This window comes from Granulicella aggregans (assembly GCF_014203275.1).
GTDB lineage: Bacteria > Acidobacteriota > Terriglobia > Terriglobales > Acidobacteriaceae > Edaphobacter.
On the sequence record NZ_JACHIP010000059.1, the window covers coordinates 1 to 6391 of the forward strand.

The window sequence follows — 6391 nt, forward strand, 5'->3', positions numbered from 1 at the left end:
CTCTCAAGAGACATATGGAGGAGAAGCAATGAATTCGATAAACGTGATCGGCGATGCTATTGTTCAGGAGGTTCAGATCAAGGCTTCGCCGGGGCAAATTTTTGATGCTCTAACGAATCCCTCCGAACTCTTAAAATGGTGGGTAGTCAAGGAGCAATTCAAGACTACAGATGTAGAAGTGGACTTGCGGCCCGGTGGCAAATGGATGATGCGCGTAGAGGGCGGCTGCGGCCCCGGGACAACCTCAAGCATTGTCCATGGAGAGTATCGGAAGATCGAACCGCCGCACCTATTGGCCTTCACGTGGATCCGCGACGGTGAAAATGCTCCGGAAACACTCGTGTGCTGGGAGCTTCACGAGGGTGACGACACCACGACGGTTCGGGTGACACACTCGGGTCTAACGAGCGAAAGTTTACGGCTCCGCAACAGCGGCTGGCCACTCATCCAGAGCCTGTTGCAAACCTACCTTGAGCAAAACCTCTAAGAATTCCTACTATCCTGCTGGGAAATGGCGATTTCAACGTCCGACTAACACTCCAGTGCGCGGGGTGGGGCTGTAATGCTCTTATCGATTGCTCGGCTCAGCAACTACAACCATGCTCGTCAGAGCCTAACCTTCAGGAATAATGGGAGTGATTCACAATGGCAAAACGCGAAATCTGGCATGAGATTCTCATCAACGCTTCGTCCTGTGAGCTGTACGAAGCTGTGACCGACGTGAACAAGCTTGCGCATTGGTGGACCACCGATGTTCGCGGAGAGTCCGCTATCGGCGAAAAACTGGAGTTCTGGTTTAGCGGGTTTCGCGCAGCGGTGATGGAGGTAACCACGCTCAAGCCCGGTGAGCTTGTGCAATGGCATGTGATCGACGGAGGTTCGGAGGACTGGATTGATACTAATGTTGAATTCAGGATCTTTTGCGATCAGGGCAAAACTCTCCTCCATTTCCAGCACTCTCTATGGCAAGAAGATGCAAAAGCGTTTCCTCACTGTTCAATGGGATGGGCAATTTTTCTGTTGAGCCTCAAGGAATTTGTGGAGACCGGGAAAGGCCGCCCCCATCCGTATGACATGCCGATCAACATGTGGAGTCCACCCCAGTAAGAGGATGAGAAACCTAGGGATTAGCCGGGCAACAGTTCGCATGGTTTTGAGCCACACCTCCGGCCTGCCCAATGGACTGTGAGCCACCTTTTGAGTGAAGGAATGAGTCCATCGAACGCTGAACTAACGAATACACGTACGAACGCATGAGCAAGACAATTTCTATGGATCGACTGGCCGATGTGTTTACAGCCGTTTCTCACCCGACTCGTCGAGCGATGATTCATCGAAATTCGACCCGGGCGCGTTCGAAGCGCTAAACCAGAACAAGGAACAATCATGGCAGAGGTAATCTTTGGAAATCATTCGTCGGTTATAGTTCCGGTGCAGGACCGAGAGAACATTCGTGGGTTTTATTGCGACGTTCTCGGCGGCACAATAACCAAAGAGGAAAGCGATAGGGATATCCTTCGCCTCGGGGACAACTTCTATATCGTGTTTCTCTATGGAGATGTCCCTGATGAGAGCGCTTTTTTACGGACTGCCAGGTCGGTGTGGCTGGAAATCAAGTCCGACAATGTGGAGGAAATGAGCGGAACCATCTTGGAGTCTGGTCTTGTGAAAAAGCTCGATATACCGGATCCTCACCTTTATTTTCAGGCTCCTGGGGGCCAGTGTCTCCGGTTGGTCGGAATCGACGAGGACCTCTCATTTTATGAGGGTGCCGGAGAAGGCCCGAACGTGGCAAAGGTAAGAGAGGCCCTTGAGAAGGATGTGATGACCAAATGAGCCATGGTATTAGGTGTTTACCCCGTACCCCGGTACGGGCCGCTGGAGACCTGCTTGAGCCCCTTCGTCGAGGTAGAAATTGGAATCACCCATGAAGCGCGCACTACTGCTTCTCGACCTGCAAGTTGATTTCCTGGCGCGGGATGGGCGGTTGCCGATCGCAGTCGAGCAGGTCGATCCTCTGCTCTTGGCCGTTCGGACGGCTGTGAATCACGCGAGTCGCAAACATGAACCCGTGATCAACATAGGTAACGAATTTCGTAGCACCGATTTCGTTTCCAACGTGCTCCGCCGGTTCGCCACCATGCAGCGGTCGGTCGGCTCTCGTTGGGATCCGCGAGCGTCCAAAGGTGCGTCGGGATACTTCTCAAAGGCATCTGGCGATGCTTTCAGCAATCCAGACCTCGACCCTCACCTCCGGAGCTTGGGCGTCGCGACAATTGTCCTCTGCGGAGTCTATGCCTCGGAGTGCGTGTTGAAGACCGCCCGTGGCGCTTTAATTCGGGGCTATAAGGTTCAAATACTGGCTCCGGCGGTAGGGGATTCATCGGCGCGAGCCCGCACACGCGCCATTGGTAAGCTACGCGGGATGGGCGCTCAAGTCATCACCGATTACTAGTTTATGAGGTGTCGAAATAAATTCGACTTGATTGAGGGCATTCTTGTGGCATTTAGAAAACTCCCGCAACCGAGGGAGAGTTCACAAGAAACGGAAATTCATGTACGCTAACTCACCCGCGAGGCGCCAGGGTGCATTTTCCTATCAAGCGGATGGCTTGAGGATGGCCCGGTAAAGGGTGGACCAGGGGCAATCTAGCGGGACTGAGTCGGCTATTGAGTGTTCAAGCCGCAGGCGTAAGGATTCTGTATATGGTTGCAGGGTGGATGCTGAATGTCTTGGCGACATCCCTGACAGACTTTCCTTCCTTCAGCAGCCTTCGAGCGAGCTTGAGTTGCTCGTCGTTCATCTTCTTCGGGCGTCCGAAGCGAACGCCGCGTTTCTGCGCGTCGACGCGGCCGGCTCCGGTGCGCTCGCGGATGAGGTCGCGTTCGAACTCAGCGATGCCAGCGAAGATGGTCATAATCATTTTGCCGGCGTGGGTGGTGGTATCCGCCCACGGCTCGGAGATGGATTGGAAGCGGGCACCGGCCTGGCGGATGGCCTCGACGATCTCAAGCAGGTTGCGGGTGGAACGCGCCAGCCGGTCGAGCTTCCAGACAGTAACGATATCTCCTTCGCGGAGCTGATCGAGCATCCGGTTTAGTTCTGGTCGGTCACGATAGGCTCCTGAGACCTTCTCCCGGAAAACTTTGCCGCATCCAGCCTCCTTGAGGGCCTCCAGTTGAAGAGTTAATCGCTGATCCTCGGTCGAGACGCGTGCATAGCCGATCTTCATCTGAATCGCCTTCCTGCTCTCGCAAAATATATCGCACTCAGGATGCTTTATGCGAGATACTTACGCGACGCGAGATTGGCCGATTTCGAGAGGGTCCGCGGTTCTCGCGAAACTTAGGAGTTTTGCGACGGACCGATGAAGCGAGATTGGACCCAGGACGAGCTGATAGAACACTGGACGCTCGCACCCGGCGAGCTCGTGCTGCTCATGAATAAGAGCGGCCCCGGCCGGCTGGGATTCTCAGCTTTGCTGAAGTTCTTCCAAGCCGAGGCTCGCTTTCCGGCCACAAAGACCGATGTACCCACGGCTGCGGTCGATTATCTCGCTCTCCAGACGAAAACCGCGCAGACGGCTTGGGCCGAGTACGACTGGCAGGGCCGCACCATCAAGTATCATCGTGCCGAAATTCGGGCGCTCTGGGGTTTTCGCGAAGCGGCGGCCGAGGACGGCGAAGCCCTGATGGTTTGGCTCTGCGGTGAGGTGCTCTCGCAAGAGCGGCATCCGGAACTGATTCAAGAAGCTGCGCTCCAAAGGCTGCGAGAGCTGCGGATCGAACCGCCTACAGCAGACCGTATGGAACGGCTCATCCGTTCGGCACTCCGCAACTTTGAGGACGATTTCAGCAGGCGCTTATCCGCCCAACTCTCTCCGGAGACGAAGGAGCGGCTTGATGCACTGCTAGAACTAACTTCGCCGGAGTTGGTTCGCGTTCCGCTGCACGAGCTTCGAGCCGATCCCGGTCCCGCGAGCATTGAGACGTTGGAAGAAGAACTGGCTAAGCTCTCCTTGCTCAGAGATCTCCACTTGCCACCTGGTCTCTTCGACGGGCTTGCTCCTCGGATCGTCGAAAGCTATCGCAGGCGAGTGGCAGTCGAAGAGGTTTTCGAGTTGAAGCGGCATCCCAAGCCGCTCCGCCTCACTTTGCTCTCAGCCTTCTGCCATCTGCGAACTCGTGAATTGATCGATACGCTCTCCGACCTGCTCATCGACATGGTGCATCGGGTCGCACACCGGGCGGAGGTGCGGGTAGAACGAGAGCTGATCGCCGACTTCAAACGGGTATCCGGAAAAAACAGTTTGCTGTTTCAGATCGCCGAAGCGTCCCTTGATCACCCTGACAGCGCGGTCAAGGATGTTGTTTATCCCATCGCGAGTGAAGCCACATTGCGGGAGTTGGTAAAGGAATTCAAGGCCACCGGACCCGCTTATCGGCAGCAGCTCCACACGGTAATGCGGAGCGCCTACCGCTCGCATTATCGGGCCATGCTGATCCGGTTGCTCGGCACCCTGGAGTTCCGGTCAGGCAACGAGCTGCATCGTCCGGTCCTCGATGCTCTCGCCATCGTCAAGAAGTACGCCGGCAGCCGGCTCCAAATATATCCGCAGGACGAGTTCGTTCCCACTGCCGGCATTGTTCGTGGACCGTGGCAGGAAACCGTCATCGAGCGCGTCAGCGATGGTACAGAACGTGTCAACCGGCTCGCGTATGAGGTGTGCGTTTTGCTTGCCCTTCGCGAACGTTTGCGCTCGAAGGAGGTCTGGGTCGAAGGAGCTGATCGCTACCGCAACCCCGACCAGGATCTGCCGGGCGACTTCGAGAGCGAACGCCCCGCTTACTACGCCGCACTCAGGCTGCCCTCCTCAGCGGACAGCTTCCTTGCCGGCGTTCAACGCGAGATGCATGAAGCATTGGCCGCGTTTCACGACGGCTTGGCGACCAACGAGAGTGTGCGCCTCCTTAATAAGGAGGGAGGCTGGATCTCACTGTCTCCCTTGCCGGTGCAGCAGGAACCGGCAAATCTGGCCGCCCTCAAAGCCCGGATGCTTGAACGCTGGCCGATGACGAGCCTGCTCGACGTGTTCAAGGAAGCGGATCTTCGCATCGGTTTCACCGACGCGTTTCGCAGCGCTACTGCCTGGGAGAACCTCGACCGAGAAGTCGTTCAAGAGCGGCTTTTGCTTACGCTTTATGGCTTGGGCTCAAACGCAGGCATCAAGCGCATGAGCGCCGGACAAGCCCGGACCAACTACAAAGACCTGCTCTATGTCCGCCGCCGTTATGTGACCAAAGACCAGCTTCGCGCCGCGATCCGGGAGGTCGTGAATGCCACGCTGACGGAGCGATCTCCGGCAATTTGGGGTGAAGGCACCACGGCCTGCGCTTCCGATTCCAAGAAGTTCGGTGCTTGGGACCAGAATCTCATGACCGAATGGCACGCTCGCTACGGCGGGCGCGGCGTCATGATCTATTGGCACGTTGACCGTAAATCGACCTGCATCTACTCGCAGCTCAAGCGCTGCTCCTCATCCGAAGTCGCGGCCATGGTGGAGGGCGTACTCCGCCACTGCACCGATATGACCGTCGAACGTCAGTACACCGACAGCCACGGGCAAAGCGAGGTGGCCTTCGCCTTCTGCAAGCTGCTCGGCTTCGAGTTGCTGCCCCGCCTCAAAGCCATCCACTCGCAGCGGCTCTATCGTCCCGACAACACCGTAGCCTACCCAAACCTTGCGCCTGTGATGTCCAGAACCATCGATTGGGATCTGATCGCCCAGCAGTACGATCAATTGGTCAAGTACGCGACTGCCCTAAGACTCGGAACCGCAGACACCGAAGACATTCTTCGCCGCTTCAACCGCACCAACGTCCAGCATCCCGTCTATCGCGCTCTCTCGGAACTCGGCAAAGCCGTGAAGACGATCTTCTTATGCCGTTATCTTCATTCAATGGAGCTGCGGCGAGAAATCAACGAAGGCTTGAACGTCATCGAAAGCTGGAATAGCGCAAACGACTTCATCTTCTTCGGCAAAGGCGGCGAGATGGCCTCAAATCGGGCGGATGACCAGGAGCTCAGTATGCTGTCCCTGCATCTGGTCCAACTCTCGCTCGTCTACGTCAACACCCTCATGATCCAACAGGTCCTTGCCGAGCCTGCCTGGCAAAACCGGCTCAACGCCGACGACCGGAGAGGTCTCACCCCACTCGTCTATGGGCACGTCAACCCGTATGGCAGCTTCCGGCTTGACCTCAACTCCAGGCTTCCCATCGACCCACCCCGGTTCGGCCCCAAATCGGTCGGCACGCAAATGCTGCTCAGGTACGACCAGCAAACTGCCTGACAGATTGCCCCCGGTGACAGCAATGTTGGGTCTACCCC

6 protein-coding genes are annotated in these 6391 nt (G+C 56.6%); 5 read left to right on the forward strand and 1 reads right to left on the reverse strand.

The genetic code is table 11. From position 1 onward, the window contains the following. From HDF16_RS29875 to HDF16_RS29890, 4 genes are all read left to right on the forward strand, one after another. Window positions 1-487 (forward strand): SRPBCC family protein (locus HDF16_RS29875; protein ID WP_221313425.1); only part of this gene is annotated, 487 nt, incomplete at its 5' end. A gap of 158 nt (window positions 488-645) precedes the next feature. Then, on the forward strand, window positions 646-1107 hold the full coding sequence (locus tag HDF16_RS29880) for an SRPBCC family protein (RefSeq protein WP_184224574.1): 462 nt from the start codon (window positions 646-648) through the stop codon (window positions 1105-1107). 279 nt (window positions 1108-1386) lie between these two features. After that, window positions 1387-1836 carry a VOC family protein gene (locus HDF16_RS29885; protein ID WP_184224576.1) on the forward strand — a complete coding sequence of 150 codons (450 nt, stop codon included), beginning with the start codon at window positions 1387-1389 and terminating at the stop codon, window positions 1834-1836. A 91-nt stretch (window positions 1837-1927) separates the two neighbouring features. Next, complete coding sequence (locus HDF16_RS29890) at window positions 1928-2455, forward strand: cysteine hydrolase (protein WP_184224578.1); 528 nt, start codon at window positions 1928-1930, stop codon at window positions 2453-2455. A 223-nt stretch (window positions 2456-2678) separates the two neighbouring features. On the opposite strand, the gene HDF16_RS29895 is transcribed toward HDF16_RS29890, so the two are convergent. Then, a complete protein-coding gene (locus HDF16_RS29895) occupies window positions 2679-3233 on the reverse strand; it encodes a recombinase family protein (RefSeq protein ID WP_184224580.1) in 555 nt (184 codons plus the stop codon). A 135-nt stretch (window positions 3234-3368) separates the two neighbouring features. Between HDF16_RS29895 and HDF16_RS29900 the strand changes: the two genes are divergently transcribed. Continuing rightward, on the forward strand, window positions 3369-6353 hold the full coding sequence (locus HDF16_RS29900) for a Tn3 family transposase (protein ID WP_432432309.1): 2985 nt from the start codon (window positions 3369-3371) through the stop codon (window positions 6351-6353). Window positions 6354-6391 lie beyond the last annotated feature (38 nt).

Bases quoted from the DNA above. Each gene is read 5' to 3' on its own strand.
- HDF16_RS29895 (WP_184224580.1), bottom strand. From the start codon at position 3,233: ATGAAGATCGGCTATGCACGCGTCTCGACCGAGGATCAGCGATTAACT.
- HDF16_RS29890 (WP_184224578.1), top strand. From the start codon at position 1,928: ATGAAGCGCGCACTACTGCTTCTCGACCTGCAAGTTGATTTCCTGGCG.
- HDF16_RS29880 (WP_184224574.1), top strand. From the start codon at position 646: ATGGCAAAACGCGAAATCTGGCATGAGATTCTCATCAACGCTTCGTCC.
- HDF16_RS29900 (WP_432432309.1), top strand. From the start codon at position 3,369: ATGAAGCGAGATTGGACCCAGGACGAGCTGATAGAACACTGGACGCTC.
- HDF16_RS29885 (WP_184224576.1), top strand. From the start codon at position 1,387: ATGGCAGAGGTAATCTTTGGAAATCATTCGTCGGTTATAGTTCCGGTG.